The organism is Chloroflexota bacterium (genome assembly GCA_035652535.1).
Taxonomy (GTDB): Bacteria; Chloroflexota; UBA6077; order UBA6077; family SHYK01; genus DASRDP01.
This window is the reverse complement of record DASRDP010000082.1, coordinates 1-26,024: the sequence shown is the minus strand read 5'-3', so window position 1 is coordinate 26,024 and position 26,024 is coordinate 1. Positions and strand designations below refer to the sequence as shown.

Here is a 26,024-nt window from a genome sequence, read left to right as displayed (position 1 = left end):
CCCTTCTGCACGCATCGACGCGATGGTCGGATTATGTTCGCGTCGTGGTGCGGTGTCAATTACGCGGCTGAACGGGAACCGGCGCAGGGCCGCGACCAACGCCGCTTCTATATCCGGAGGGCGCGGGGGCAGCGCTCACTTCACGCTCCATTCGTGCGCATTTCAGGTCTGGTTCGATCCCATGACGGCGCCGCTCGTGACGTTTTCGATGCGATTGTTCATGGCGACCGAGGCCGCCGTGGCGCCTCAGGTGTACCGTTGAGGAGCCACTCGAGGTCCACGCCGCCGCGGTATGGGCCCTGGACGACGGCGCGCGAGACTCGCTCGGAAAAGCCCACCGGGTTGGCCGGCGCGGCCGCCACGAGGACTTTGGGCCCGGTCGCCTGAACGGTGCCCGCCGGGATTTCGCCCGATCGCGATCCAGCCCGACCGGGTCCGGCGCGGCTTACCAGGCTGAAAACGGGTGCGATCTCCCAGAGCGCGCGGACCGTTCGGGTCATCGTGCCACCTCAAAAACCGTAGAACCGCCGCCCGTTGTCGTTCACGATCTTTGTCGCGACCGCCGTGCTGAACGCGCCCCGCTCCGCCATCTGCACGAGCACTCGGTGCGCGAGCATCTCGGACGACGGGTCCGAATGCGCGTAGTCGGTGCCGATCATGAGGTAATCCTCGGCGCCATAACTGAGGAGCGTGGGAATGTCATCTTCGGTGTCACACGTCACGTAGAAGCGGTTGTGGGCGAGGAACTCGGTCTTGAAGTTGTACGGGGCTTTCGCCGCCTTTCCCCGCATGCCGATGTCTTTGATGAGGTACGGAATCCACGATGCGCCGGCCTCGATGAAGCCGAATCGCAGACGCGGGAACAGATCCGGTACGCCGGTCGTTGCGAGCGATTTGAACGCGGAGAGCACGTTGAAGACGGACATATTGGCGGTATCGGTCACGCTCGCGGTGTTCGAGATGTCCGCGTCTCCGGTGCCCTGATGGACGCAGATGGGGAGGTCGAGGCGCTCCGCCTCCGCGTAGAGGGGGTAAAAGTAGGGGTCGCCAGCCGGTCTGTTTCCTGCCTCCACGCCCTTCTTCATCACGCCGCACGCGCCGTGGTCCCGGGCGAAGCGCAGCTCCTCCACCGCGTCTTTGATCGAGAGCATCGGAGCCTGTGCGACCCAGCGCAGCCGTCCGCCTGAGCTCGCCGTTCGATCGGCGATCCAGCGGTTGTACGCTTTGCAGAGCGCCACATCGACTTCGGGGCGGTCGGTCACCGCGTGGAGGAACGTGGTCGGATAGAGCGCCTGCACCTCGATCCCCAGCTGATCCATGTGCCGGAGGCGCTCCCCAACATCGAGCAGCTCGCGGGTCGCGCGGGTCGTACCGGTCGCCTCGTCGCTGCGGAAACGATGCAGGCGCGCGTTGCCGCCGACGAGCCAGACGTTGTGGCGTCTACCATCCGACGGACCGCTCGTCTCATGGGCCGACAGCTCGAAGCTCAACGGTTTGTATCGGCGATCGGCTTCGTCGAGGTATTCCCAGGTCTGGTCGTTTTCGTCGACGTGCGCGTCCGCGTCGATCGCGTGCATGGCGACACCTCCCGCTTCCTGCGCCCAGTCTAGCCAGGCGAGGACAGGCAAGCAACTCACGCGGCACCACGGTGTGTCCGAGGCTGTCGGCAAGCGAGGAAGCGCGCGAGCACGCGCCTCCATTTGATCGGGTCGGCTCAGCGCTTGGCGCGCGCTCCGGCCGGCAGCCCCAGCTCGGTCCAGCGCACGTCGGCCGGGACGACTTCGACCACGCAGCGGATCTCGTCGGCGGGAAAATCCGACCCGACACCGACGGGGTCGCCGCCATTCTGGACGGCCTTGATGGACGCGAGCAGGAGGGCGCGCATGTGGACGATGGCGAGGTCTGCCTGGCCGATGTGCTCCGTGCTGCGGTCGAAGATGCGCGTCATGCTCTCCTGAACGCCGGCGTCCTGATCGGGAATCTTCGGGATGCCGGACCAGCTATCGACGCGCATTGCCGCTCGGTCCTGGAGGTGACCGTTCTCCCGGGTGCGGAGCTTGTGGAAGCGGTCGACCATGTCGTAGGGGTGCGTGCCCTCGGTGATCGGGCGATCGTCGGCGTGGGTGAAGTTAAAGGTGAACACCCAGTTGTGGGTGTCGTCGATGGGGACCCAGGCGTGCGCCGCCTGGACCTGGTCCGCGACGAAGGGCACGATGGTGTACCACGGCATGATGAACGGCGTGATCCGGACGTACTGTTTGCCGGCGTCCGCTTGGCGGAGCGCGCCGTAGCGGAAGCCGTACGGCATGTCCTGCAGCTCGATGCGCGGAGCGGCGTCGCGGGCGGCCAGATCGGTCTCCTCGGGTGTGATCGTCCGTCGGTGCAGCCAGGAGAGGTGGGAGGAGTCGATGCCACCCTCAATGCTCTGGAGGTAGTTGCACTCGATGAGCACCTTCTTGGCGAAGGTGTTCGTTCGAACGTTCCATTCATAATGGGGGAATGGCGGAGTCTTCTCGGGCGGGCCCAGATACGCCCAGACCACGCCGCACGCCTCGCGCGTTGGGTACGCGGCGACGAGCTTCTTGCCCTCCCAGATGCGAACCCCGGACTCGTTGGGGGTCTCGAGGGTCATGCCGGCAACGTCGAACTTCCAACCGTGGTAAATGCATCGAAGGCCACCGGCCTCGTTCCGGCCGTACGAGAGCGAGGCGCCTCGGTGAGGACAATACGCGCCGAGTATCCCCACACGGCCCTGGGAGTCGCGAAACGCGACCAGCTCTTCCCCGAGGAGCTTGACCCGGATTGGCGCGCAATCCGGCTCCGGTAGCTCGTCGGAGATGAGGGCCGGAACCCAGTAGCGCCGAAGCACATTGCCCATCGGCGTTCCGGGCCCGACGCGCGTGAGCAGCTCGTTCTCCTCTTGGCTGAGCATCGGCCATCTCGCTCGGACAGTTGCGCGATTATAGGCTCGAATCTCGAGGCGGGGTTACAATCGCGGCGGTCCTTTTCTTGCAGGGAGGGAGCCTCGGATGGCGCGACGTGTCTGAAGCGACCGAACGCACGTACCCGGTGGCCCTGCCACCGGACCCGAACACGCGGCCGCCGCACTGGCGCTTGCCCGCGAACGCCTGCGACAGCCACATCCACGTGTTCGGCCCGCCGGACGTCTTTCCCTATGCGGAGAGCCGCCGCTACACGCCGCCGGCAGCGCCCATCGAGCACTACCGAAACGTCCAGCAGATCACCGGGCTCACCCGAGCCGTCGTCGTGCAACCCACCGCCCACGGCGTGGACAATCGGGCGATCGTGAACGCCGTGACGCGCTCCGCCGGGACGATGCGTGGGATCGCGAACATCGATGATTCGATCAGCGACGCCCAGCTCGACGAGCTTGCCGCGCGGGGCGTGATGGGCGCTCGATTCTCCCTCATGGGCGACCGGGAGGGGAGCCCGGACGACATCGCGTCGCAGCTCCCACGCATGCGGGCGCGCGACTGGATCCTGGACCTGCACGTCGACCCCGACGACCTTCTGGAGCACGAGCAGTTCATCCGCGCCATCCCCCTCACGATCGTCGTCGACCACATGGCGCGCGTGCGCCCAATGCAGGGGCTGGACCAGCCGGCTTTTCGCGTGCTCCTCGATCTGCTGAAGGACGACCGCTTCTGGGTGAAGATCTGCAGTCTGGACAAGCTGAGCGCCGTCCCGAAGGCGCACGTCGACGACGGCCTGCCGTTCCGGGACATGATCCCGTTCGCCCAGGCGGTGATCGCCGCGGCCCCGGATCGGGTGCTCTGGGGCTCGGATTGGCCGCACGGCAACACCTTTACGCCGGGTCGCACGCCGAACGAGGGTGACCTCCTCGACCTGCTGATCGAGATCGCACCGGACCCGGCGACCCGCCAGCGCATCCTCGTCGACAATCCGTCGCGCCTGTTTGGCTTCCCGCCTTCCTGAGCGGGCTACGGGCCTCGACGGGTCCAGGTCCAGCGCGAGCGCCCCCGGTTCAATCCGGGAGCGCTCGCGGTCGATTCGGTGGTCTGGTTAGCGACGGGAGGCGATGACCTCCTCGGCCCAGCGGAGCGCATCGGCCACAGGCCCGATGCCCGACGTCGCGGCGAGGGGCAGCAGCGCGGCCTGGCGAACCTCCTCAGGTGTGGCGCCGGCGTCGAGCGCGCGGCCGCAGTGCGTTTTGAAGGCGCCCTCGATGCGCGCCGTGGCGAAGGCGCCCAGGTTGATCAGCTCGCGGTACTTGGCCTCGAGGGGCCCCGCCTCATCGATGGCCCGACGCAAGGCAGTGAAGGCTTCGGCGGCGCTCGATGATACGTCTCGCACGCGGTCGACCGGTCCGAGGGCTCGTGTGGTCTGGGCCATGACGTCCTCCTCCTCGACGTGGTGCCCGGCGCGGCGAATGCGCGCGGGGCTGACGAGCCACTATAGCACCGACATGGCAAGTGACCGACTGGCGGGTAGCGCGCTGCCGCGACGGAGGGACGAGTCAGCGGTGGAGCTGGACCACGGCGCAGCCGGTCGCGAACTGGGTAACGGGTTGGTACGCCAGCACCTCGGCCGTGGACGGGCCGAATGCGCCCAGCATCGCGATCCAGTTGCGAATCTCCGCCGCGCCCGTCCCGCCCTCGTCGATCTGCGCGTCCGTGTAGCAGCTCAGCGCCTCACCGCGCCCGTGCGTTATCAGCTCGAGGACCTCGCTGTCCCACTCGATGTTGATGGTGCCGTGCTTGGCGTGGCCGGGCCAGTGAGAAAGCCCGCCGCTCGCGACGATGACGGCGCGCTCGTGGCTGCGCTCGATCGTCTGGCCGATGGCCCGGCCAAAGGCGTAGCACCGGTGGGCGCGAGGCATGGGCGGCTGGAGGCAGTTCTGAATGACGGGCACGACGGGGACGTTCATCCGGGGCGTGAGGAAGTGGAGCGGCACCATGCAGCCGTGGTCGAGCGCAAGCCGCTCGGACCAAGCGGGCTCGATGCCGGCGTCGATCGCGTCCTCCACGATGGCGCGGGCGAGCGCCGGCGCGCCGGCGATCTCCACGCGATCGACGCGCAGCCACTCCTCCAGCGGACCCTCGAATCGCTCGGCGGTCCCGACGCAGAAGGCGGGGAAGTTATCGAGAAAGAAATTTGCCCAGTGCTCGGCGGCGATGAGGACGACGACGTCCGGGTGCAGCGCGGCGAGGCGGTCGCGGGCTTCGGCGAAGCCAGCGCGCAGGGCGGCGATCTGCTCCGGGGGCGCAGCCTCCGGTCGCGCGGTCATCGCTGGCGCATGGGAGACGCCGAAGGCGCCGACGATCTCGCCCATCACTTCCTCCTTAGCGTCCGCAGCGGGGCGCGCTCATCTTCACTGCGCGACGGGACTGCTGTCGACCGCCCGGCGCACGGCTGCGACGTAGTCCGGCGGGGCCACGTCGAGGTTGTTCGCCATGTAGATGAGGAGCAAGGGGTGTGTGCCCATGCGGTAGAGCGCGGTGAAGTCGTGCTGCACGAGGGCCTCGCGCTCCTCAGCGGATAAATCGTAGCCGTCCAGCGCCGCGCGCGGGTTCGCGGCGTAGGCGTCCCGCGCCGACCGCTCGCGGTTGAAGTGAAACAGGAACCTCGCGACCTCGTACTGGCTCACAGCGACCTCCGGACGGGGAGGCGAACCCAGCGTAGCGCTCTACCGCAATGCGTCTGCCAGCTTGGTCACATCGCGGTGCTCAACGTCCCAGTGAACGAGCGGCGTCGTTCGATACTGTGGCAGCCGCTCCTCCAGCTCCTCCTCATAGGTCCGGAGGCGCGCCTGATAGAAGACGCCGGTCGGGATGCGATCGCCCCACTCGTAGCTCTTCTCCACTGCCTGGGCCTTCTTCGCCACCAGCTCGTGCACGCTGGAGGGATTCGCGACGACGCCGTCATAGCCCTCGTCTTCGAGTCGATACATGCGCGGCTGACCGCCGATCTGTGCTTCGAGCCAGTCCTTGGTCATCAGATCGTTGTACGTCGGGCACGTCTGCAAGATGTCCACGAACGAGCTGCCCGGGTGTCGAATCGCCGCGGCGATGAGGGAGGGGAGCCCCTTTCGGTCGAGGGCGTAGCCCCGCGCGACGAAGGTGTAGCCGGAGCCGATGGCCAGGGCGATGGGGTTTAAGCTGTCCTGAATCGCCGGCTCGGGCATGGACTTCGTCCGCTGGCCGCGAGAGAGCGTGGGTGCGCCCTGGCCCTTGGTGAGGCCGTAGACCTCGTTGTCGAAGACGAGGTACGTGAAGTCAACGTTGCGCCGGCCGGAGTTCACGAAATAGCCCGCGCCGATGCCGAAGCCATCGCCGTCCCCTCCCACGGCGATGACCGTCAGCTCGCGATTGGCCAGCTTGGCGCCGGTGGCGTTGGGCAGCACGCGTCCGTGAAGGGTGTGGAACCCATATGCATTGACATAATGGGGCGTCTTGCCGGAGCAGCCGATGCCCGAATACACGGCGACTTTGTGCGGTGGAATCTGAAGCTGCGCGAGGGCCTCCTGGATGGCAACGACGATGCCGAAGTCGCCACATCCGGGACACCAGTTGATGTGAACGGGGGTTTTGAAATCTTTGGGGGTCAGGGTCTGTTCAGCGATCAATGAGTCCTCCGGGTTGCGTGGCGCGCGGTCGCAGCGGTTCGGCGTCGGTCATGATCGCCGCCGACTGCGCCAAAGGCCAGCATGGCGAATCAAGCGGAGCGATGGGAGACGTGGACCCGTGCCTCGGATCCCGCGAGCGCGGCTCTGAGGGCCTCGACCAGCTCCTCTTCCGAAAACGGACGGCCGTCGTATTTCAGCACCTTCTGCGGAATATCGATGCCCGTCATCTCGCGGACGAGGGAGCCGAGCTGGCCGGAATAGTTGTTCTCCACCAGGATCAGGCGTTTGGCACGGGACAGCGCGCTCGTCACTTCCGCGGCCGGGAAGGGCCGCATCAAACGGACCTGGACGAAGTTGGCGCGAAGGTTGTCCTCGCGCGCCAGGGTGTCCATGGCGTCGAGGACGCTTCCCAGCACAGACCCCCAGCCGACGAGTGTGACGTCCGCGTCCCGCGGGCCGTGGACGACCAGCTTTCGCTCGGTCGGGATCTCGCGCGCGGCAACATCCAGCTTCCCCATCCGCTTTTCCATCATGCGGATGCGGTTCTCCGCGTCTTCGGTGATGTGGCCCCGCGGGTCGTGCTCGTCGCTGGTGGCCCAGAAGATCCCCCCTTCATCGCCCGGGAACGAGCGCGGCGACACGCCCGACTCGGTGAAGCCGAAGCGCAGGTATCCGCCCGCGCCGTCGTGTCCGTTCGCGTGGCCATTGGGATTGAAGCGGGGCCCACGGTCGATGACGAGGTTCTCCATCTTGAGGTCCTGGAGGGTCGTGTACTGGGTGGAGAGGTACTTGTCCACCAAGACCACCACCGGGAGCTGGTAGCGGTCCGCCCAGTTGAACGCCTCGAAGGAGTCCTCGAAGATCTGCTGGCAGTCGGCCGGGGCGACGACCATGTGCGGGAACTCCCCGTGGGCCGGATGGAGGGCGAACTGGAGGTCGCTCTGGTCCTGGCGCGTGGGAAGCCCCGTGCTGGGCCCGCCGCGCTGCCAGAGAAACACGACCGGGCCGCCCACCTCCGTCATTGAGGCGTAGCCGATGCCCTCGACCATCAGCGCGAACCCGGGGCCAGACGTCGAGGTGGAGGCGCGCGCGCCGGCGTTGGCGGCTCCAACCGCCATCTGGATCGACGCGATCTCGTCCTCGCACTGCACCACGAGCAAATTCTGGTCGCGCTGGATTGCCTCGAGGTACACGCTCTCGTCGGTGGCGGGGCTGATGGGATAATAGGTCTGCAGGTGCAGCCCGGCTTTGAGCTTGCCCATGGCGCACGCGTGCATCCCACGAATCAACATCGGCAGCTTCGCGTGCCCATTCGGCGCCGACAAAGAGCGCGCGTCGAAGGGCGACCGCCCGCCAAGCTGCTGGGCCGCGTGTTCGTAGCCGAGGGTCGCCGCCCGGGCGTTCATCTCCCCGATCTGTGCGCGCGGGCCCTTGAAGTCCTCCCTGAGCGTCTGGCAGAGCCCCTCGATGTCGCCGCCGACGGCGAAGACGGATGCGCCGACAGCCACCGTGTTCGTCATCACGCGCAGGCGGTTGGCGTCGGCCTCGCGGCCGAACTCCTTGAGCGCCTGGCGAAGCACCTCCATATAGGGGACGCCGACGAAGGTGATGTCGGTGCGGCTGGACTTCTGGGGCGAGAAGCGGCCGGCGGAGTCATAGACGGCCACGCCGCCGGCCACCAGCTCGCGCAGGTGCCCGGGGTGGGAGGTGAACTCCGGGTGCGGCTCGCCGAGGAGCGTCTCTTCGTCGAGGGCGACGAGGACGTGGACGCCGTCGAGGAGGGAATGGCGATCCTCCCGGGAGAGGCGAACCTTGTAGTAGGAGTGCTCGCCCATGATGTTCGAGTGGTACTCGATGTTGGCGAACACGCGTTGGCCGCCGTGCGCGGCTGCGCGGGCGAACACCTCGGCGGAGACGTTGATGCCGCCGCCCTGGGGCCCGCCGATCATCCAGATAAGGTCGCCGTCGTGCACGGGGAACGCCTCCTCGCGACGCACGCAGAGATACTAGGGGTTTGCGAGCGTCAGTGACATGATAAACCTCGGCCAGAGATCGACGCAAAAGCACCGGTCGGGCGAGACCGGACCGCCATTGCTGGAACCCGCCAACGCCGTACCCTGCGGCGAAGCGGCGAATGGCGGTGGGCACTGAAGTTTTTGGGGCCGCCCAGCGTCAACTGGGTCCTTTGGAATTGCACGGCGCACAGCAACGGCGATACGGGAGGGCACATTCCGGCGGGATTTGTGTCAAAATGATGATTTACATTTCGTTTCACTCCCGGTTACGATGCGAGAGGATGCACAGACCGCGTTTCCGCGGCATGTGGATCGCGTCCTGCACCGGCGCCTCGTCGAACGCGATCCGACCGCGCCGTCGGACCTCGTCTGCCGATTTCTCGAGCCCCTCACGCAGTGGCTGAACCGGCGCTTTGCTGGCATGGATCCCCGGGATCTGGAGGAGATCGCCTTCGATACGTTGGCGCGCTTGGCTCAGGAGCCGCAGCGCTACGATCCGGACCGCGCGAGCCTTGACACCTACCTCCATATGGACGCCGCGGGCGATGCCCGAAACCTGTTCCAGCGTTTTCGCCGGAGCCGCTCGCGCGAGATCTCGCTCGAAGCCGTCGAACATTCCGCGCCGGCGCGGAATGTGATAGCGAGCGACGAGTTGGATTCGGCGGAGCAGCTCGCGAGGCAGGAGGATGCGGACATGGCGAGCGCATGGGTCGACTCCCGTTTTGTCGGAAGCGACCGTGAGGTCGTGTGGCTGATGTTCGCCGGCGAGCGACGCACGGAGGTCTATGCGCACGTCCTGGGGTTAGACGCAGAACCGAGGGAACAGCAGCGGCGCGCCGTGAAGCGAGCGAAAGATCGCGTCAAGGCGAAACTCGCGCGGATGGGTGCTGAGATTCCGAAAAATGGCTGATGACGAATTGTTGTGGAGAGCCGTCGAGCGGGCGCGGCGTCATCCGTTCTTCGTCGCCTCTTCCCTGTTACCGTGGGCTGATCGCGCAGGTTACGATAACGCTGACCTTGCAGCCTGGCTTGGCTGCGCCATCGCGGATCTCTCCTCTGTGCTCTTGTGCCGCCGCCCGACGGGCACCGGGCCCGAATTTCTCCGCGATGTGACGGGGATCGCTGGCCGGTTTGGTATGGATGCGACACGATTGGCAGAAGCGATTCGCCTCGGGAATGCCCTGGATGCGATGCGTCCGCATTCAGCCAGCTCGCTGCTCTTGGCGGCCCGTGATCGCGATGAGGCTCCAGATCCCGCCCGCGACGGCAGCCACCAAGACCCAGCCGAGGACGTGCCATGACCCCTCTTTGGGCGGTGGAGGCGGGGGCGCGCTTCTGGGAGGCCGCTGGCGGTAGGCCGCCTGGCTTTCCCCGGGACTTGCGCCATTCCGTGGCCATTGCCACGCCCCTGGCTGTCGCGGACCTGCCGAAGCTCGATACGGCAGCCATTGCCCGCTGGACATCGGCAATGGGCCTGCCCCTCTCCGGTCCCAGCAAGCAACGGCCTCTGCGAGCGGCCCTCTACGCGAGCGCGCATGGCGGCTTTGTTTTTCTTGACAGCGAAGATCCCACCGATGAGCAGCGCTACAGCCTGGCGCACGAGGTGGCGCATTTCCTTATCGAATTCGTTGAGCGCCGGCGGCGCGCGGCGGCTCGCGTTGGACGCTCGGTCCTGGACGCGATAGACGGGACCCGTGCCCCCACCGCCGCCGAGCGGATGAACGCCGCCCTCGCCGGATTCGATCTTCGGCCTCATCTCCATCTATTTGAGCGGGCGGCTTCGGGATTACCGCGCACGCCTGCTGCGAGCCATGCTGAAGCGCAAGCCGACGTGCTGGCGATCGAGCTGCTCGCGCCAGTCGACGTAGTCCAACACGTGTGCCCGGCCGGCGTCCCGGCACAGCAGGCTGCTTTGCGTCTTTCGGAAACGTTCGGACTACCAGCGGACGTCGCCACTGCGCATGCACGGGAGTTGGCGCCCGCGAAGAATCCCCGCTTCCGGCACCTGCTTCCGGTGCACGAGGCTGTCGAATGATGCTCGTCGCGTCGAACTTCCGACCGCGCAGGCGGAATTCAGCGTATGGACGAGGTAGGACGAATAGGTGCCGCCGTGGCAGATGCGACAGAACTACGCGGGCCGCGTGACGAGGAAAGCGCCTTCGGAGAGGCGTTCGGCGAAGAGCTCCGGGACATCCTTGCCCTCGAGTCGTGGCGGACGGGCGAGAATCTCGCGGAGATCTACGAGCGAACAGCAAACGAAGTCGCGGCGGCCGTCGCTCTCGAGGCCCGCGTGCGGGACCCAATCCGCACTCGATTGTTCCCGCGCATCGCGGCGCGCGCATCGGCGCCGGTTGGTGCGGGAGTCTACCGCGCGACGATCGAGGATCTGACCGCCGTCCACGAGAGAGTGCTCTTCACTGGCGGGGTCGAAGCTTGTGATGCAACAGCGTATACCCACGCAACGCTTCCTCTCAGCGTCACGCAGATCGGCGTGAGCCTGGTCACGTACAACGGCGCCCAGGGCACGTGGGTCCACCGCCTCTTTCGCCGAGATCTGCGTGCGACGCAGGCGGACCCTGCGGATGAGGCTTTGGCCCTCCTTGAACGGCGCAGCTGGGCGGATGAGGAGGCGAGCCGACGCAAGGCAGACCTCAGCGAGCTGGCGCGACGGGCCATCCGGGCGTACGCCGAGCGCGCAATCCTGCTGCGCCGCTCCGCGGCGACGTGGCGCATCGGCCGAGGCAGCCCCGCCCCGTATGAGCTCCTGACCGGATCCGCCGGCACGCTCGACATCATGGTCGAGGCAACCAGGCTGCTGGAGGAGCTGATCTGCGGCCACCAGACATTCCTCTACGTGCAGGACGGCTTGGGCCACCGGATGCTCAGTACGATTGGGGCTGCGCTTCAACCGCTGGAATACGCCATCGTCGGCACGCTGGCCGACACCATCGAGCCTGTGGTGGAAGCGAGCCACTACAGCCTGCCGACGTCCAGTGACACGTCGGTTGGAGGCCGACTGCTCCAGCCCCGCGAGTGGATCCGGCGCTTCTGCGACGAGGTGGCCACGCAGGTCATCGTCGGCGTGTACCGGGCGAGCGAGCTGGCGACCGCGCGAGTCTTCTACGCCCATCTCGCCCACGCCCATGAGGCGGCGCTCGTCGCTCTTGCCGACAGCGTGCTGCTGCCCCATCGCGGCGTTCCGATGCTGTTAGATCTCGCGGCCCAGGTATGCGAAGCGACCTTCGGCCCGGACAGCCTCGCCGGCGCCCTCCAGCTCGGGTACACGCGCGCAGGCGACCCCTTGCGATATTTCGCCGGCCGCATGAGCGGCGGCCGGCACTGAGTGCGATGCGATGGCGTGTCAGTCAGATCCAGCCGAGGGTGTGGGGGAATGGTGATGCACGATCCGTCATGGAATGGTCAGGACGCTCTGCCGATCGACGTCGCCGCGATTCGTGAGGTGCCGGCGGACGCGCTCCAACGGCTTCGGGCGACAGCTGAGGCTGCGGCCGGTGGCCCGTCAGACCCATCTCGCGCCGGCGCGCTCGGATTCACCATGTTCGACGCGCCCAACAGCCAGGATAACCTCGTGACGGTGCTGCTGAACGCCGATCGGATCAGCCGCGCGCCCTCCCAGGCTCTGGTCCGCATTCGCAGTGACGACGCGCGCAGCTATGTCGGCACGGTCGTCGCCGGGCCCTTTGCCGAGCCGGACGGACTTCGCGCCGACTCCAGTGTGCTGGTAACGGTCGTCACGCGGGGCGGCATCTTCGTCCCACCGTATCACGGACGGGTGCAGGTGGAAATCATGGGTGAGGAGCGGGAGGGTGGACTGGTGCCGCCGAGATTCCGCCCGCTGCCCAACAGTCCGGTCTTTCTCCTCGATCAGCACGAAATGGCCGCGGCCTTGCGCATCGAGGGCGACATTCGCCTCGGCCAGGTCATCGGTCAGGAAGACCTCGCCGTTGCCGTGCCATCGTGGCGCAAAGACGTGCTCCCGCGTCACCTGGCGATCCTGGGCACGACGGGCGGTGGAAAGTCCACAACCGTGGCCGGCCTGATCCATCAGGCGCAAGCCGCGGGCTGCGCTGTCATTCTGCTGGACGTTGAGGGCGAGTACACCTTCCTCCACGAGCCGACCGAGGACCCGGCGATGCGAGCGGCGCTCGACCGCCGGGGCATCGCGCCCGAGGGTGTCCCGAACATTCGCTTACTGCATCTGGTGGGTCGCGAGACGGCAAATCCCGCGCACCCGGCCAGCGCAGCCTTCTCATTGCAGTTCGCGCGCCCGTCGCCCTACGCGCTTGCGGAGATGATGCAGCTCAGCGAGGCGCAGCACGAGCGCTTTATGCAGGCCTACGAGGTCGCCCAGGCGCTCCTGCGGGAGCTGAACATCTTCCCGAAGCAGGGCAACGCCGAGCAGGAGCAGCTCGCCCTTGAGATCGACGAGTTCGAGCGGGGATACCCGCGGATGGAGCTGCACTTCCTGATGGACGTGGTCGCCGCAGCGCTGGCTAAAGTCGAAAAGGAAGATCCTGCAAAGTTGTCACCGCGTCACCCAGCCCTTTCTGAGCACAAGGACGCGCTGGTGCGACGCATCGGGGCGGCGCAGCTCTCGGCCAGTCCCATCTCGTGGCGGGCGCTTCTCGGGCGGCTCGCGTCTCTCAATCGGCTGCGGGTGTTCGACCGCCCAGACCGAGATGCGCGACCGCTGAGCTACGCCGAGCTGTTGCGGCCGGGCCGAGTCACGATCGTAGACCTCTCGGACTCGGGATCGCCCGTGCTGAACAACATCGTGATTGCGGACCTTCTGCGCGGCATCCAGGAAGCGCAAGACGCAGCCTACGAGGCATATGAGCGGGCGCAGCGCTCGGGTGAGGCGGCGGAGCAGCCCGCGCGGGCACTCATCGTCATCGAGGAGGCGCACGAATTCTTGAGCGGCGAGCGCGCGGACAAGATGCCCGTCCTGTTCGAGCAGGTGGCGCGGATCTCGCGCCGAGGACGCAAGCGCTGGCTCGGCCTGGTCTTCGTCACCCAGCTCCCGCAACACTTGCCGCGGCAGCTCTTTGGCCTCGTCAACAGTTACGTGCTGCATAAGATCGCGGACCCCGCCGTGGTCAGCACGCTCCAGCGGACGGTGAGCGGCATCGACGAATCGCTGTGGCGCCGTCTGCCGGGCCTCGCGCCGGGACAGGCGATCGTCGCCTTTCCGCACCTGGCGCGCCCGCTGCTCGTGGCCATCGATCCGGCGCCCGCCAGGCTGCGGCTGGTGGACTGATGGACGCGTTTCGTATCCATCTGCTCCGCTATCGCGGGGAGGTCGTGTCGCCGCTTCGGTTGCCATTCGCAGCGGGCGCGGCGATTCGCGGCGCCCTCTTCGGAACGCTTCGGCGCCAGTTCTGCATGGCGGGGCGTGGCGCCGGGTGCGGGCGGCCCGACGTCGTGGCCGACTGTCCGGTCTGCTTCCTGCTCGCGCCCGTGGATGAGGCCGACCGTCGCGGTCGAGACGTGCCCCGACCATACGTGCTGCGCCCGCCGCTGCGCGGGCCCACGAGCTATGCATCAGGCCAGACGTTCGAGTTCGAGATGGCCACATTCGGCCGTGCGCTCAGCCACTTTCCGTATGCGCTGCTGGGCGTGGAGGAGATGGGCCGAGCAGGAATGGGCGAGACGCGGCAGGGCAGCTTTCGCCTCGACGAGGTTTGGGCCATCAATCCGGTGCAGGGACGCTCAGAGTCCGTGTACCAGCGAAGCGGTGATGCGACGGTGCGCCCGCCCAATCTCCCCATCAGTGAGGCCGACGTGCTGGGGGCCGCGGCAACGCTGGCAGCCAGTGGGGGCGCCAGCTCACTCCGTTTGGCGCTGGATTCGCCCACCCGCCTCGTGGAGGCCGGCAAGCTGGTAAAGCCGGAGACCTTTACATTCCGGACGTTCTTTGCGCGCCTGCTCGAGCGGGTCACGGCGCTGGCTGGGCGCTACGGCGGGTGCCCGCCGCCGGCTGACGTGCCACAGCTGCTGTCGATGGCCGCAGCTGTGCAGATTGTCGAGCGGCGGCTCGCCTGGGTGGAGGTCTTCCGCGGTTCGGCTCGCCATCAGCGCGCGCTTCCGATGGGCGGCCTCGGCGGCGACGTGACCATCCGCGGGGAGCTGACACCATTCCTGCCGTGGCTCGTGTGGGGCACGTTGACGCACGTCGGGAAGGACGCGGCGATGGGTAACGGGCGCTACCGCGTGGAGCTGGAGGGGTGACCGAGTCCGTAACCCGGCGAGGGGCTAGAGCGCGCGTCCGTTCGATTGCTGAGGCGGCCGAGGCGCCGGACGATTGTCTCCTCATCGAAACGGCCGGCGCCTTTCTGGGTAAGCACAGCGAACGGCTGACCGTGAGCGTGAAGGGCACGGCCATCGGCGAGCGGCCGCTCTTGGGCCTGGAGCACGTGCTGGTCCTGGGCGGAGGCGTGAGCGTGAGCGCGGACGCCATCCGTGCATGCGCGGAACGTGGCATTCCGATCTCGTTCATCTCCCGCAGCGGCGCGCCCTATGCAAAGCTCGTGGCTCCGGAGCTGACGGGGACGGTGCAGACGCGCCGGCAGCAGCTCCTCGCATTCGACGACGGGCGGGGCGCCGGGCTGGTGCGGGCCTTTGCCCGGGGAAAGCTGCTGAACCAGGCCGCCTTGCTCAAATACATGGCGAAGTATCGAGCGCGGGTGGACCTGGAAAGCCATGAGATGGCGCGCGACGCCGCCTTCCGCCTGGAGCACCTGGCCAATCGGGCGGGCGCGGTGGCCGGAGAAACCGCCGACGCGGTGCGCGGCCCGGTGATGAATATCGAGGCGCAAGGCGCCCGGCACTACTGGGAGGCCGCGCGCCGCCTGGTGCGGCTCGATGACGGCGTCGAATGGACGAGCCGAGAGACCCGAGGCGCCACCGACCTTGTGAATCAATGCCTCAACTACGGCTACGGCATCCTGTACGCGCAGGTGGAGCGGGCGGTGCTGTTGGCCGGGTTGGACCCGTACGCCGGGTTCCTCCACGAGGATCGTCCGGGGAAGCCGAGCCTCGTGCTCGATCTGGTGGAAGAGTTTCGCGCGTTTGCGGTCGACCGGTGCGTGTTCGCGCTGCTGAACCAGCGGGTAGGGCTGGCGCAAGATGCCAGCGGCCGGCTCGATGATGGGACGCGCCGGACGTTGGCCGAGCGAATCAATGAGCGCCTGGAGGGCGAGGAGTTCCACGAGGGGCGGCGGCGCCGGCTTCGCACCATCATTCAATCCCAGGCGCGCCGGGTAGCGACGTATGTTCGAGGCGAGGCGACGTATCAGCCGTGGCTGGGGAGATGGTGACGTGCCGCGGCTAATCCTCGCCCGCAGCTCGCAGGGTCGCCTGCATTGCGTTTCGGCCGAGGGAGCCACCGGTCTGGTTCATTGCCTGGACGATCGGGCGGGCGGCCTCGATCAGACCGATCTCCGTCGCGGTTCTGAGATCGCCCCCTGCGCATGCACCGTACGCCAAGGGCGCGCGGCTTCGACTTGGATGGGCGCGTGGCGGCCTTGAATGGAACGTAGCGCTCAACGCGGTGGCGGATAGTGGCTCGACTGGAGGTATCGGTGACTCTCGACACCAGCGCGTACCGCGAGTTCTTTGCACGTCATACTGGGTGCCGCCCGTACGCGTATCAGGTGCGGGCGGCGGAGATGCTGGCGCAGCGAAAGAACCTCGTCGTCGCCGCTCCCACCGGCGCCGGCAAGACGCTCACCGTCCTCGCGCCATTCTTCTTCGATGGGTGGGTGGACCGCCCGATGCGGCTCATCTACGCTGTACCGCTTCGCACCCTCGCGCAGGGGATTCATGGCGAGGCCCGCACGCTCGCAGCGAGACTCGGCCACGATCCGGACGGGTTCGTGAAGCTCCAGACGGGCGAGCAGCCTGACGACCCGTTCTTTGCCCTCGGGCGCATTATTGTGACTACGTATGACCAAGTGTTGAGTGGTCTGCTCTCGGGGCCCTATGGGTTGTCGAGCAGCCTTCACAACATCAACTCCGCCGCGATCGCCGGGGCGCTCGTTGTTTTCGACGAGTTCCACCTCATGGAGCCGGTCCGAGCGTTCCTCACGGGCGCGGCGGGGCTCCATCTCTTCCGTGACCTGTCGCAATGCGTCTGGATGACTGCGACAGCGACCAGCCCCCTCGTTGAGGTCCTTCGAAGCGCTACCGGCGCCGTCGACGCGAGCCCTTCAGCTGGGGAGATTGTGGACCTGCCCACCGTAGCCGGCGTTTTCCGCTCCCTCCAGTCGCTGAACGAGCCACTCTCGGCAGGCGCGGTCCTGAAGGCCAGCGAGGGGCGGACGATTGTCATCTGCAATACGGTGCCGCGTGCCCAGGCGATGTATCGGGATCTGCGCCGGCTGCTGCCCGACGATGTACCGATGCTTCTGGTCCACTCTCGATTCTTCAAACCCGACCGCGCGGACAAGGTGGCGCAACTTCCAAGACTCTTCGGGAAGGGCTGCACGGGTCGCGCGGTGCTGGTCGCCACTCAGGTCATCGAGGCCGGCGTGGACATCTCGTGTGACGACCTCCACACGGAATTGTGCCCCATGAACGCACTGATCCAGCGGGCGGGCCGCTGCGCTCGCTATGCGAACGAGGTGGGGACCGTGCACGTGTACCAGCCCGCGACAGTCGAGCGGTGGTGGCTGCCCTATGGTGAGCTGGACAAACCGGACCCGGCCCTCGCCGCGACAGCGGACGTGCTCCGCGAGCACACGCACGCGGGGGCGCAGGTTACTCCCGCGACGGTGGCGGGCTGGATCGAGCGGGTACACGGCGAAGCCGACTCGCACGCCCTTGGCGGCGGCTGGCGCCCGCGCCTCGACGAGATCCTCCGCCGCATTTACACGAAGTCCGTGCTTCGCCAGCCGATCCGTATAGCAGACCTCATCCGCGAGGAGAGCGTCGACGAGGTTCCCGTCGTCGTCGCTCGGGAGCGAGAGCTCCCCGATCCGCCCGGCACGCGAGAGTCAGTGACGATATCCCGGTGGCAGCTCCGCGCGCTGGCACAGCCCGAAAGCGGAACGGGGTTCCTGCCCCGGGCATGGGTGTGGGCCTTTGGCGCGCCGGACGAGGGCCGTGCCGACCGTTGGGAGCCCTTGCGTGACGAGGCGCAGCTCAGACGGGCGTTGATGGTCTGTCTGTCTCCAGAGGTGGCACGGTACACGAGCGACGTCGGGCTGGAAGTTGGACCGGCCGGTGAGACAACGAGCCCACCGCGCAGCCTGCCGAAAAGACCTGGGTACAAGCCGCTACATCGCGAGACGTGGGCAGCTCATGCGCAGGCGGTCGCGCGCGAAGCCGAGCGTCGCGCGATGGAGGTGGACGGACTTGCTGGTTTCCTGGGGGCAGGGCTCGGCGCGCGCTACGGGCTCAATGTTCCGGAGGTCCGCTCGGCCGCCCGGACAGTCGGCCTGTTTCACGATTTGGGGAAGCTCCAACGGTCCTGGCAGCGCTGGGCAGAGGCATGGCAACGGACCAAGGAGGTCGACTATGTCCATGTGGACGGGCTCGCACACACGGACTTTGACCCGGAGAACCCCGCAGACCGGGAGGCCAACCGCCGCTTTCGACCTCCGCGTCCACCGCACGCGCCCGCGAGCGCACTTGTTGCGTGCGGTCTTCTCGGTGAGCATTTGGCGGTGGCGGACGAGCGACAGGGGCTGCTCGTCTCCGCTTCGCTGGCCAGCATCCTTGCGCACCACGGCGGTTGGCTGCCGGACGGGGTAGACATGGGGGTTGATCAACTCTGGGAACGGTGGCAGCGCGATCTCGCCGGAGCAGGGATTGCCCGCCTCAATGCGGCAGTCATTGAGCAGCTCTATCAGCGCCCGGACCGGGGCGCAGTGGTCCGTAGTCTCCTTGAAATCGCGATCAATCCGGATGAGCTTGAAGACAGCTGGCCGCTCGTCGCGTACCTGAGTCGAACCCTGCGGCTAGCTGACCAACGTGCGACCGCAGAGGGGGGCGAAGGTGTCTCTTGAGCTGATCTTCACGGCAGCGAAGTCAACCGGGACTCATGCCGACGTGCTAACGGCGGCCGGTCTCGCTGACTTGCTCGCTTCGGCTGTCGGGGCTTCATCAGTCCGCCTAGTTGAGGAGGGGCCGCGATTTCGCGTCGAATTAGCTCAGCCCGCCGATCTCGTGGAAGACCTTGTCCCAGCCCCGGGCTACCCGTACCTGCAAGTGAAAACCGACGGGACGCCTGTTCAGGTTCACGATGTGGTGTCCTATCCTGCGGAACGACAACGTGTCGACGTGTACAACCAGACGCGGAAAGCGATCCGCGAGAAAAAGGCAAGCGAGAGCGATCCAGACGTGGCGCAGCTCCTTCAGCTCAACCAGCCTCGGCCGGATTGGCGTCTACTTCAGGTTCTGAACGCCCTCCAGGGTTTCAACAACACGAACCACGTTCACGGCCTCATCGTGTCGAGCAAACCTGAAGATCTGCGGCTCCAGCTCGTTGAAGCGCTTGCCAATTTCCAAGCTGGCAAACCGTCCGGCCTGGGTTGGGACGTCTCGTCCGTGCAGCTGTTTAATCCGAATGCTGCCAAAGGCTACGGGGCGCTCAAGCCCAGGGGAACGGACAGGAACGATCGAACCAAGGAGCAATGGACTGACTCGCTGGTGGAGTGGCTGAGGTATCGCGGGTACTTTGCTTGCGCGTGCCCGTTCTTCACGGGGAGTAAGGGCGAGCACATCCGCGTGCTTTGCCCGGTGCCTGCGGATATCTCCCTTGCGGGATTGCGCCACGTGTCCGCGGAGCTGCGCGCCGCCCCGATCTACGGCAACGCGCCGAAGGTGGACGCCCTTGCAGTCCTCCACATGGCCCGAATTCTGATCGAGCGCTCCCAGTTCGGCGACCAGCCGTCGTCCGCCATATCGATGCTCGGCATCAACCTGCTCGGCAAGACCCCCGCGCGCATCATCTCGGGGTTGGCGATTACCAACTATCAATCGCTTGGGCAGGCTCGGGCAGTGTCCGACCTCTCGCTGCTTGCGGTGCCCGACTGGTTTGAAATCCACAGTCAACAAGACGCGGCGGACTGGCTGGGAATCCTGGACGAGCAACAGCGAATCATCGGCTCGCTGCGCGACGAGCGCTCGGACGAGGTGGGACTGCTGATTCGCTACCGTCGATTTCTCGAGCAACGAGGTGGCAGAGCAGCGGACGCTTTCATCGATTTCATGGGGGCGTACGGCTCCTTCCTCGTCCCCGCTCGGGATCGTGATCGGCGCCGGCGCCTGCCATCCTTTTCGACGCAACATGCCCATCGAGTAATTGGAGGTCTAATGGCGGAATATGTCGACATCCTCGATGCCCCCGGTTTTCAAGCAGTCGCACGGGCGATCCGGCGGTCCACGGTGAGCGCTCAGGCCCTCAAGGCGATCGGGGCCAGGGACTACCGCGAGATCCGGTACGATCTGCTCCCCGAGATTCGACGGAAGCGCGCGCTCCCGAAACCTGAATCCCTGATCGAAGCGCTTGCGGATTTCGTTGTGAGCTACAACTCGGAGAACGCTCGCCGACGCGAAATGAAGAAGCTTGCTCCGGGAAACGTCACGACCGACGAATTTCAGGAGCTGGTTGGGCTCATCGAGCAGCGGGGGGCACCGCTCGTGGGGGCCCTGTTGGCCGCGTATGGCTCCTGTCGTGAGCCGAGGGACTCCGAAGGACCTGCGGAGGATGCGCCTGGCGATGTTCAGGACGATGCCGGCGACCTCGCTGGGCCCAGCTCACCGGATGATGTTGAAGACGGGGAGGAATGAAATGGTGGTCGTCTCGTCCCTTGCGCTCAGCGCCCGGGTGACGCTGAATCTCCACAATCTGAACAACGAAGGCACGGAAGGGAACCAGCAGCAGACACGCATGGTCCATATCTTGGATGAAAATGGCCAGCGACAGGTTGTAAATGCGATAAGCGGCGACATGTTCAAGCACATGCTGGTGGATGAGCTGACCCCGCTTCTCCGAGAGGCTGGGCAGCCGCTGTCGCCGGGCGCGGCGATCCATGATCCCGACCGCATAAACGCGAACAATCTTGAATTCGTGAAATTTTGTGAGGACAAGAAGAACTCGGACTCCGCGGTGATGACCAAGATGCTCCAGGACTGCAGCGTGACCGATCTGGCCGGCGCGCTCGTCACGCGGGGCCGCGCGGTCGGTCGGAAGTCCGTCGCAGAGATCGGATGGGTCGTTGGCCTGCCCGATAGCACGGTCACCGAGCAGTATTTTCATGTGAAGTACGCGCCCGAGGGGCGAGGTCAGGCTGCCGGCGGAGACACCGTAGCGGGACAGCAGGCGATCTTTCACCGCCCGGCCTCTTCGGGCGAGTATGCGCTGATCTGCAGTCTTGACCTCTGGCGTATAGGCTTGAACGACATCACACGCGATCTCGTACTTGCTGACAGTGACCGGACCGCCCGCGCGCGGATGCTGATCCGGGCCCTGGCCGCCATACTCATGAAGCCAAGTGGAGCGCAGCGGAACACGCAGGCGCCCCACATCATGGGCTGTGAAGGTGTGGTCTCCCTTTCTTCGAATTCGCTGCCGGCACCCACCGTCAGCCCGCTGGTCAGCAGCTATCGGGACCAGATCCGAGCTGCCGCGGCCGCATCAAATCGGTTGCGACCCGGCACGATTGAGATTCGACCGTTCGACTCACTCGCTGATGGGGTGGGCGTGCTGGCGGACGTAGCCGAAAGCATGGAGTTGCCGGACGTTCCGAACCATGCGTGACGAGCAGAGAACGACCCAGGATCCTCCGGCCGATGGTGGGTCGGGCGTGATGCGCGTGACGGCCCTGAACGAGAGCGCGGCGGCCGTTGCCGGGGTGCAGGGACCTGGCCGATGGCTCGCGAGTCGCTACGCTCCCACCACCCCATTCGCGCTGAAGTTGAGCCAGGCGACCAGCTCCGTGGGGAAGACATTGCTCGTGCCCACCATGTATGCGATCAAGATGGCGCTCGTGGATGCGGCTTTCCGAATGGGCATGCCGGACGAGCGATGCGCCGACGTGCTTCGCTGGCTGGTCCCGGTCGATGTTCGGGTGGCTCCGCCTTCGCGGGCCGTCGTGACCCACACGTTCGTCAAAATCCGGCAGGAGCCCAAAACACGAAACCCACTTCACCCATACGGGTCCAGCATTGCCTATCGAGAAGTTGCGTACCTTGGAGGTGAGTGGGTCTGGGCGTTCGACCTGGCCACGTGCGACGACCGGCTCCTGTCGGTGTTGGCCGAGCTGCTGGCGCACGTATCGTATATCGGTCAGCGAGGCTCGTTCGTGCAGTTCGTCGGCGTCGAACGTCGGCGGGAACTCGGTGGGGAGTTCACCCAACCAGACGCTGAGCGTGGCTTTGTGCTGCCCGAGCGCTGGCACGTGGCGATGCTCGATGACTTTGGGCCTGACGCATCGCTCGATGTGCTGAGCACCTACTCGGCAAAACAGGCTCGAAGGGATCGGCATCGGCGCTACGTCCAGACAATCGTCCCGCTCGGCATCGTGAACTCGGGCCCGGGCTTTACCGAGTACGCCCGAGAGTAGCGGATCACCCGGGTGGCATGGTGGCTCGCACCGCCTGGCGCCATCTGGCGTACCGGACCTGGGCTGACCGGCGATAGCGCCACACTTCCCGCCGTGTCGAACTTTCCTCCACCGAGGCGGAAGATCTATCTGGGGAGGAAAGCGCGCTGTGGGACGTTGCCTGGTTGTCTATGACATTGTGGAGGACCGGATCCGCACGAAGATCGCCGATCTCTGCCTTGACTACGGCCTGAGTCGAATTCAGTACTCCGCCTATTTGGGGAACCTCAACGTTGCGCACCAGGCTGAGCTGTTACAGAAGGCGAAGCGACGGCTGGGCCGGTCGGCTGGGCACGTAGCCATCTTCCCCATCTGCGATGCCGATTTCAAAGGGCGTCGCGAGGTTCAGACCCCGTGACGCTCCCTTCCGCGGGCGAGCTGTTGCCACTGACGGTGAGCGACCTCCGCCAGCAGGTGTATTGTCCCCGCATCCCGTACTTCCGCCTGGGCCTCAGGCTGCCACACCGTTTCATCACTGGCGCGATGCAGGAGGGCATCATCGAGCACCAGCGCACGTCGGACCTGGAGCAGCGGCGCACACTGCGCGCCTACGGCATAGAGGATGGGGTGCGCTACTTCGATGTCCAGATGCACGCGCCCCAGGTTGCGCTCTCCGGACGCGTGGATATGGTCATCCTGCGGCAGCGAGAGGCGATTCCGGTGGAGTTCAAGAACTCGCAGGCGGGCATTGGGGTCAACCACCGCTGCCAACTTGCGGCGTACGCCATGCTCGCCGAGGGCCACTTCGGCAAGCCGGTCAGACGCGCGTTCGTGTACTTCATCCCGCTCAAGCAGGCTCTGCCGCAAGAGATCACGCCAGCCATGCGCGCCTATGCGCGGCGAGCCCTGCATGCGATCCGCGCAGCGGTTGGGATGGAGCGGATGCCAGATGGCACGCGTGTTCTGGGCAGGTGCCGCGTGTGCGAGTTTCTGCCCTACTGCAACGACCGGTGGTGAGTGATGGTGTATTTCCCGTCCGGTGAAGAGTTGAGATATGTCCACCGAGGGCTGCTGGCTGAGGCGCGCGAGCATCCGGTCGCCAATGAGCTGCGCGGCTGGAGCTGGGCACGCCCGCCGCTGCGGGCGATCTATGCGAGACCGCTGGAGGCTGAGGACGTGGCCAGCGGGACATGCCCAACCGGCCGCGATCTGTACCTAAGCGAGGAGTTTGGCGAGCCACGCCGTGTTCCGGCTGCGGAAGCAGACGGGGACATGCTGAAGGCGGCGCTGGCGAGGGTCGTGATCGAGGCGAAGGCGCTGATCGGGCGCTACGGGCCCGATTCGTTGGACCAGCTCGAACGGCTCGCGCAGCGCGCGTTTGCCGAGACCAACCATACCTGGGGACGGTCACATGAGGACGATCAAATCCGCGCGTGCCTGTGGCGGATTCGGGCATTCGAGGCGCGCCGAATCCTGGAGCGCGTTGCGGATGCAGTGCTGACGCTTGGGCAAATCGGCGGGGATGCGCTCGCGGCCCTCGCCGTGCCGATTCACGTCGATCTGCCGTTGAATGGGGGTTTTCTGGGCCTCTCGGACCGCGTGGTCGCGGATGCCATCTCATTTCGCGACGGCACCGTATTTTCGGTCCGGGTTGGCCCGCCGAACGAGCGGCATCGGCTCGTGACAACGGGTGTGGCGCTGGTTGCGGAAAGCGTGTTCGAGCGACCGATGGATCTGGGCTGCGTCGTGTACCTTGTGGTCAACGAGCGCCACGTCGAGCTTCGCCGCGACTTTCACGTTATTGGCGACGAGCTGCGGCAAACCTTCGTTGAGGAACGCGATGACCGCATGCGAATGCTTGAGCTGGGCGCCGATCCCGGCATGCCGTCAGAGTGCCCGACCGTGTGTCCATACCTTTTGACCTGCCGCCCGGCCCTTACAGCGGTGCCGGCGCGCCTTGAGCGGCCTATCGCCGCAACTCGCCGCGCCATCGGCAGCGAATAGGCCACCCCGACGAATGGACCAGCCGTGCTCAGGCGTAATGGCGCGTACGATCAGCCCGCAAAGCCCCGCGGTCAGCCTGCAGGCTGGGGACTTGCGACGACGACGCTCTTTCGGCATGATTGGCGGGGGCATCGCCTCGTGCTGTGGGGCCCGGAGCGCTCGATTTGGGTAGGCGGAGGCTACTGGAAGCGTCGCCGGGCGGCTGGACCCGGTGGGTTGCACACATTCGATCCGTTAAAGGGATACTGAAAGAGGTGCCGTTTGCGCTGGATGCGCCAGGACGGGATGGGTGTTGCACACATTCGATCCGTTAAAGGGATACTGAAAGGCTCAGCCGGATCCATCGTCCCATCCGGATCAACCTCCGTTGCACACATTCGATCCGTTAAAGGGATACTGAAAGCGAGGAGCTGGATCAACACCATCCCTTGCTCCACCGGGTTGCACACATTCGATCCGTTAAAGGGATACTGAAAGGCAAACTGACCTCCAGCGTCGCTCCAGCACCCACAGAGTTGCACACATTCGATCCGTTAAAGGGATACTGAAAGGTTCCCCCGGTCGTTCCGTCCCGGTGAACAGCTCCATCTCGTTGCACACATTCGATCCGTTAAAGGGATACTGAAAGGCGGGATGGGCCGGTGGTGCCCGATGCCCACTCTGGAAGTTGCACACATTCGATCCGTTAAAGGGATACTGAAAGCCGATCGGATCAGCTCCGCTGGCTTCTGGCTCATTTGCGTTGCACACATTCGATCCGTTAAAGGGATACTGAAAGCTATGTTGAGCGGCGGCGAGACCTGGCCGCCAAGATGGACGGTTGCACACATTCGATCCGTTAAAGGGATACTGAAAGGTCTGCTCATCGCATACGGGGCCGCGCTGGTCTCCAGGGGTTGCACACATTCGATCCGTTAAAGGGATACTGAAAGGCGATTAACTGACGTGAGCGGTCGGGTAGGCAGCGTGGGTTGCACACATTCGATCCGTTAAAGGGATACTGAAAGGTTGCTCAACGACATATCCTCCGGCACTATCGCCGCTCAGTTGCACACATTCGATCCGTTAAAGGGATACTGAAAGCCCACTCGCCCATCCCCCCATCACCACTTCCCACTCCAGGTTGCACACATTCGATCCGTTAAAGGGATACTGAAAGCTTGGCTGCGCGCGACAGTTTCGTCGCCACGTCGGGCGTTGCACACATTCGATCCGTTAAAGGGATACTGAAAGATGGTCCAGCCGCACCGTCACCGTCACCCGGTCGAGTTGCACACATTCGATCCGTTAAAGGGATACTGAAAGGCTGGAAGGCAGAGAGCTGGATGCTTGTGCTCTTGAGCGTTGCACACATTCGATCCGTTAAAGGGATACTGAAAGCCAATGGGTGCCCGGCTGCCGCGGCGAGAAATCGTCGCGCGTTGCACACATTCGATCCGTTAAAGGGATACTGAAAGGGCGGCTCATGGTTAGCTAGCGTACTCGGCAGGGAGCGTTGCACACATTCGATCCGTTAAAGGGATACTGAAAGGTAATCTTGGTAGAACAATTCGCCGGCGTTGCCCCCAACGTTGCACACATTCGATCCGTTAAAGGGATACTGAAAGCTCTCCCAGCGCCGCACTGCCGTTCGGCGTCGCGCGGCGTTGCACACATTCGATCCGTTAAAGGGATACTGAAAGCCCAACCTGCTCAATGGTGGTCGCCACCTGCTGATGCGTTGCACACATTCGATCCGTTAAAGGGATACTGAAAGCCTTTGGATGTGGTATCGATCTGATACCAGATAGACGTTGCACACATTCGATCCGTTAAAGGGATACTGAAAGG

General features: G+C 65.5%; 22 protein-coding genes and 1 CRISPR repeat array. Of the genes, 14 read left to right on the top strand and 8 right to left on the bottom strand.

All coding sequences use genetic code 11. From position 1 onward, the window contains the following. Positions 1–218: 218 nt before the first annotated feature. The 3 genes from VFC51_08850 to VFC51_08840 form a co-directional block, all read right to left on the bottom strand. The gene (locus VFC51_08850; protein ID HZT07124.1) at positions 219–500 is read right to left on the bottom strand and encodes a hypothetical protein; all 282 of its coding nucleotides are present in this window, start codon (positions 498–500) and stop codon (positions 219–221) included. Between the two features lie 9 nt (positions 501–509). Next, entirely contained in the window at positions 510–1,577 is a 1,068-nt protein-coding gene (locus VFC51_08845; protein ID HZT07123.1) for an amidohydrolase family protein, read from the bottom strand. A 137-nt stretch (positions 1,578–1,714) separates the two neighbouring features. Next, positions 1,715–2,932 carry a Rieske 2Fe-2S domain-containing protein gene (locus VFC51_08840; protein HZT07122.1) on the bottom strand — a complete coding sequence of 406 codons (1,218 nt, stop codon included), beginning with the start codon at positions 2,930–2,932 and terminating at the stop codon, positions 1,715–1,717. A 107-nt stretch (positions 2,933–3,039) separates the two neighbouring features. On the opposite strand from VFC51_08840, the gene VFC51_08835 reads away from it, so the two are divergent. After that, positions 3,040–3,957, top strand: coding sequence for an amidohydrolase family protein (locus tag VFC51_08835; GenBank protein HZT07121.1), 918 nt, complete (start codon positions 3,040–3,042; stop codon positions 3,955–3,957). 87 nt (positions 3,958–4,044) lie between these two features. On the opposite strand, the gene VFC51_08830 is transcribed toward VFC51_08835, so the two are convergent. The 5 genes from VFC51_08830 to VFC51_08810 form a co-directional block, all read right to left on the bottom strand. Then, the gene (locus VFC51_08830) at positions 4,045–4,374 is read right to left on the bottom strand and encodes a carboxymuconolactone decarboxylase family protein (protein ID HZT07120.1); all 330 of its coding nucleotides are present in this window, start codon (positions 4,372–4,374) and stop codon (positions 4,045–4,047) included. 124 nt (positions 4,375–4,498) lie between these two features. Then, positions 4,499–5,314 (bottom strand): extradiol ring-cleavage dioxygenase, encoded by an 816-nt coding sequence (locus tag VFC51_08825; GenBank protein HZT07119.1) that lies wholly within the window; start codon positions 5,312–5,314, stop codon positions 4,499–4,501. Positions 5,315–5,353: 39 nt separating this feature from the next. Beyond that, positions 5,354–5,629 carry an aromatic ring-opening dioxygenase subunit LigA gene (locus VFC51_08820; GenBank protein HZT07118.1) on the bottom strand — a complete coding sequence of 92 codons (276 nt, stop codon included), beginning with the start codon at positions 5,627–5,629 and terminating at the stop codon, positions 5,354–5,356. A gap of 39 nt (positions 5,630–5,668) precedes the next feature. Next, positions 5,669–6,607: a thiamine pyrophosphate-dependent enzyme gene (locus tag VFC51_08815; protein HZT07117.1), complete on the bottom strand. Its 939-nt coding sequence runs from the start codon at positions 6,605–6,607 to the stop codon at positions 5,669–5,671. Positions 6,608–6,696: 89 nt separating this feature from the next. Then, on the bottom strand, positions 6,697–8,580 hold the full coding sequence (locus VFC51_08810; protein ID HZT07116.1) for a 2-oxoacid:acceptor oxidoreductase subunit alpha: 1,884 nt from the start codon (positions 8,578–8,580) through the stop codon (positions 6,697–6,699). 313 nt (positions 8,581–8,893) lie between these two features. On the opposite strand from VFC51_08810, the gene VFC51_08805 reads away from it, so the two are divergent. The 13 genes from VFC51_08805 (at position 8,894) to cas4a (ending at position 24,194) form a co-directional block, all read left to right on the top strand. Further along, positions 8,894–9,532: a hypothetical protein gene (locus tag VFC51_08805; GenBank protein ID HZT07115.1), complete on the top strand. Its 639-nt coding sequence runs from the start codon at positions 8,894–8,896 to the stop codon at positions 9,530–9,532. A gap of 387 nt (positions 9,533–9,919) precedes the next feature. Next, the gene (locus VFC51_08800; protein ID HZT07114.1) at positions 9,920–10,657 is read left to right on the top strand and encodes a hypothetical protein; all 738 of its coding nucleotides are present in this window, start codon (positions 9,920–9,922) and stop codon (positions 10,655–10,657) included. A 75-nt stretch (positions 10,658–10,732) separates the two neighbouring features. After that, positions 10,733–11,965 (top strand): hypothetical protein, encoded by a 1,233-nt coding sequence (locus VFC51_08795; GenBank protein ID HZT07113.1) that lies wholly within the window; start codon positions 10,733–10,735, stop codon positions 11,963–11,965. A gap of 54 nt (positions 11,966–12,019) precedes the next feature. After that, entirely contained in the window at positions 12,020–13,900 is a 1,881-nt protein-coding gene (locus tag VFC51_08790) for an ATP-binding protein (GenBank protein HZT07112.1), read from the top strand. After that, entirely contained in the window at positions 13,900–14,871 is a 972-nt protein-coding gene (gene cas6 / locus VFC51_08785) for a CRISPR system precrRNA processing endoribonuclease RAMP protein Cas6 (GenBank protein ID HZT07111.1), read from the top strand. The genes VFC51_08790 and cas6 overlap by 1 nt, the downstream gene beginning before the upstream one ends. After that, positions 14,868–15,959 carry a CRISPR-associated endonuclease Cas1 gene (gene cas1, locus VFC51_08780; GenBank protein ID HZT07110.1) on the top strand — a complete coding sequence of 364 codons (1,092 nt, stop codon included), beginning with the start codon at positions 14,868–14,870 and terminating at the stop codon, positions 15,957–15,959. The genes cas6 and cas1 overlap by 4 nt, the downstream gene beginning before the upstream one ends. A gap of 264 nt (positions 15,960–16,223) precedes the next feature. Then, a complete protein-coding gene (gene cas3, locus VFC51_08775) occupies positions 16,224–18,650 on the top strand; it encodes a CRISPR-associated helicase Cas3' (protein ID HZT07109.1) in 2,427 nt (808 codons plus the stop codon). 160 nt (positions 18,651–18,810) lie between these two features. After that, the gene (locus VFC51_08770; protein ID HZT07108.1) at positions 18,811–20,436 is read left to right on the top strand and encodes a hypothetical protein; all 1,626 of its coding nucleotides are present in this window, start codon (positions 18,811–18,813) and stop codon (positions 20,434–20,436) included. 1 nt (position 20,437) lies between these two features. Continuing rightward, positions 20,438–21,406, top strand: coding sequence for a DevR family CRISPR-associated autoregulator (locus VFC51_08765; GenBank protein HZT07107.1), 969 nt, complete (start codon positions 20,438–20,440; stop codon positions 21,404–21,406). Next, positions 21,399–22,211 (top strand): hypothetical protein, encoded by an 813-nt coding sequence (locus VFC51_08760; protein ID HZT07106.1) that lies wholly within the window; start codon positions 21,399–21,401, stop codon positions 22,209–22,211. The genes VFC51_08765 and VFC51_08760 overlap by 8 nt, the downstream gene beginning before the upstream one ends. Positions 22,212–22,359: 148 nt before the next feature. Then, positions 22,360–22,608 (top strand): CRISPR-associated endonuclease Cas2, encoded by a 249-nt coding sequence (gene cas2 / locus VFC51_08755; protein ID HZT07105.1) that lies wholly within the window; start codon positions 22,360–22,362, stop codon positions 22,606–22,608. Beyond that, complete coding sequence (cas4, locus tag VFC51_08750) at positions 22,605–23,207, top strand: CRISPR-associated protein Cas4 (protein ID HZT07104.1); 603 nt, start codon at positions 22,605–22,607, stop codon at positions 23,205–23,207. Before cas2 ends, cas4 begins: the two co-directional genes overlap by 4 nt. Positions 23,208–23,237: 30 nt before the next feature. Continuing rightward, positions 23,238–24,194, top strand: coding sequence for a type I-A CRISPR-associated protein Cas4/Csa1 (gene cas4a, locus VFC51_08745; GenBank protein ID HZT07103.1), 957 nt, complete (start codon positions 23,238–23,240; stop codon positions 24,192–24,194). A 215-nt stretch (positions 24,195–24,409) separates the two neighbouring features. Then, a CRISPR array of direct repeats spans positions 24,410–26,023; the repeat unit is 37 nt; unit sequence GTTGCACACATTCGATCCGTTAAAGGGATACTGAAAG. Between the last annotated feature and the right edge of the window lies 1 nt (position 26,024).

Bases quoted from the DNA above. Each gene is read 5' to 3' on its own strand.
- VFC51_08850 (HZT07124.1), bottom strand. From the start codon at position 500: ATGACCCGAACGGTCCGCGCGCTCTGGGAGATCGCACCCGTTTTCAGC.
- VFC51_08845 (HZT07123.1), bottom strand. From the start codon at position 1,577: ATGCACGCGATCGACGCGGACGCGCACGTCGACGAAAACGACCAGACC.
- VFC51_08840 (HZT07122.1), bottom strand. From the start codon at position 2,932: ATGCTCAGCCAAGAGGAGAACGAGCTGCTCACGCGCGTCGGGCCCGGA.
- VFC51_08830 (HZT07120.1), bottom strand. From the start codon at position 4,374: ATGGCCCAGACCACACGAGCCCTCGGACCGGTCGACCGCGTGCGAGAC.
- VFC51_08825 (HZT07119.1), bottom strand. From the start codon at position 5,314: ATGGGCGAGATCGTCGGCGCCTTCGGCGTCTCCCATGCGCCAGCGATG.
- VFC51_08805 (HZT07115.1), top strand. From the start codon at position 8,894: ATGCGAGAGGATGCACAGACCGCGTTTCCGCGGCATGTGGATCGCGTC.
- VFC51_08800 (HZT07114.1), top strand. From the start codon at position 9,920: ATGACCCCTCTTTGGGCGGTGGAGGCGGGGGCGCGCTTCTGGGAGGCC.
- VFC51_08790 (HZT07112.1), top strand. From the start codon at position 12,020: ATGCACGATCCGTCATGGAATGGTCAGGACGCTCTGCCGATCGACGTC.
- cas6 (HZT07111.1), top strand. From the start codon at position 13,900: ATGGACGCGTTTCGTATCCATCTGCTCCGCTATCGCGGGGAGGTCGTG.
- VFC51_08765 (HZT07107.1), top strand. From the start codon at position 20,438: ATGGTGGTCGTCTCGTCCCTTGCGCTCAGCGCCCGGGTGACGCTGAAT.
- VFC51_08760 (HZT07106.1), top strand. From the start codon at position 21,399: ATGCGTGACGAGCAGAGAACGACCCAGGATCCTCCGGCCGATGGTGGG.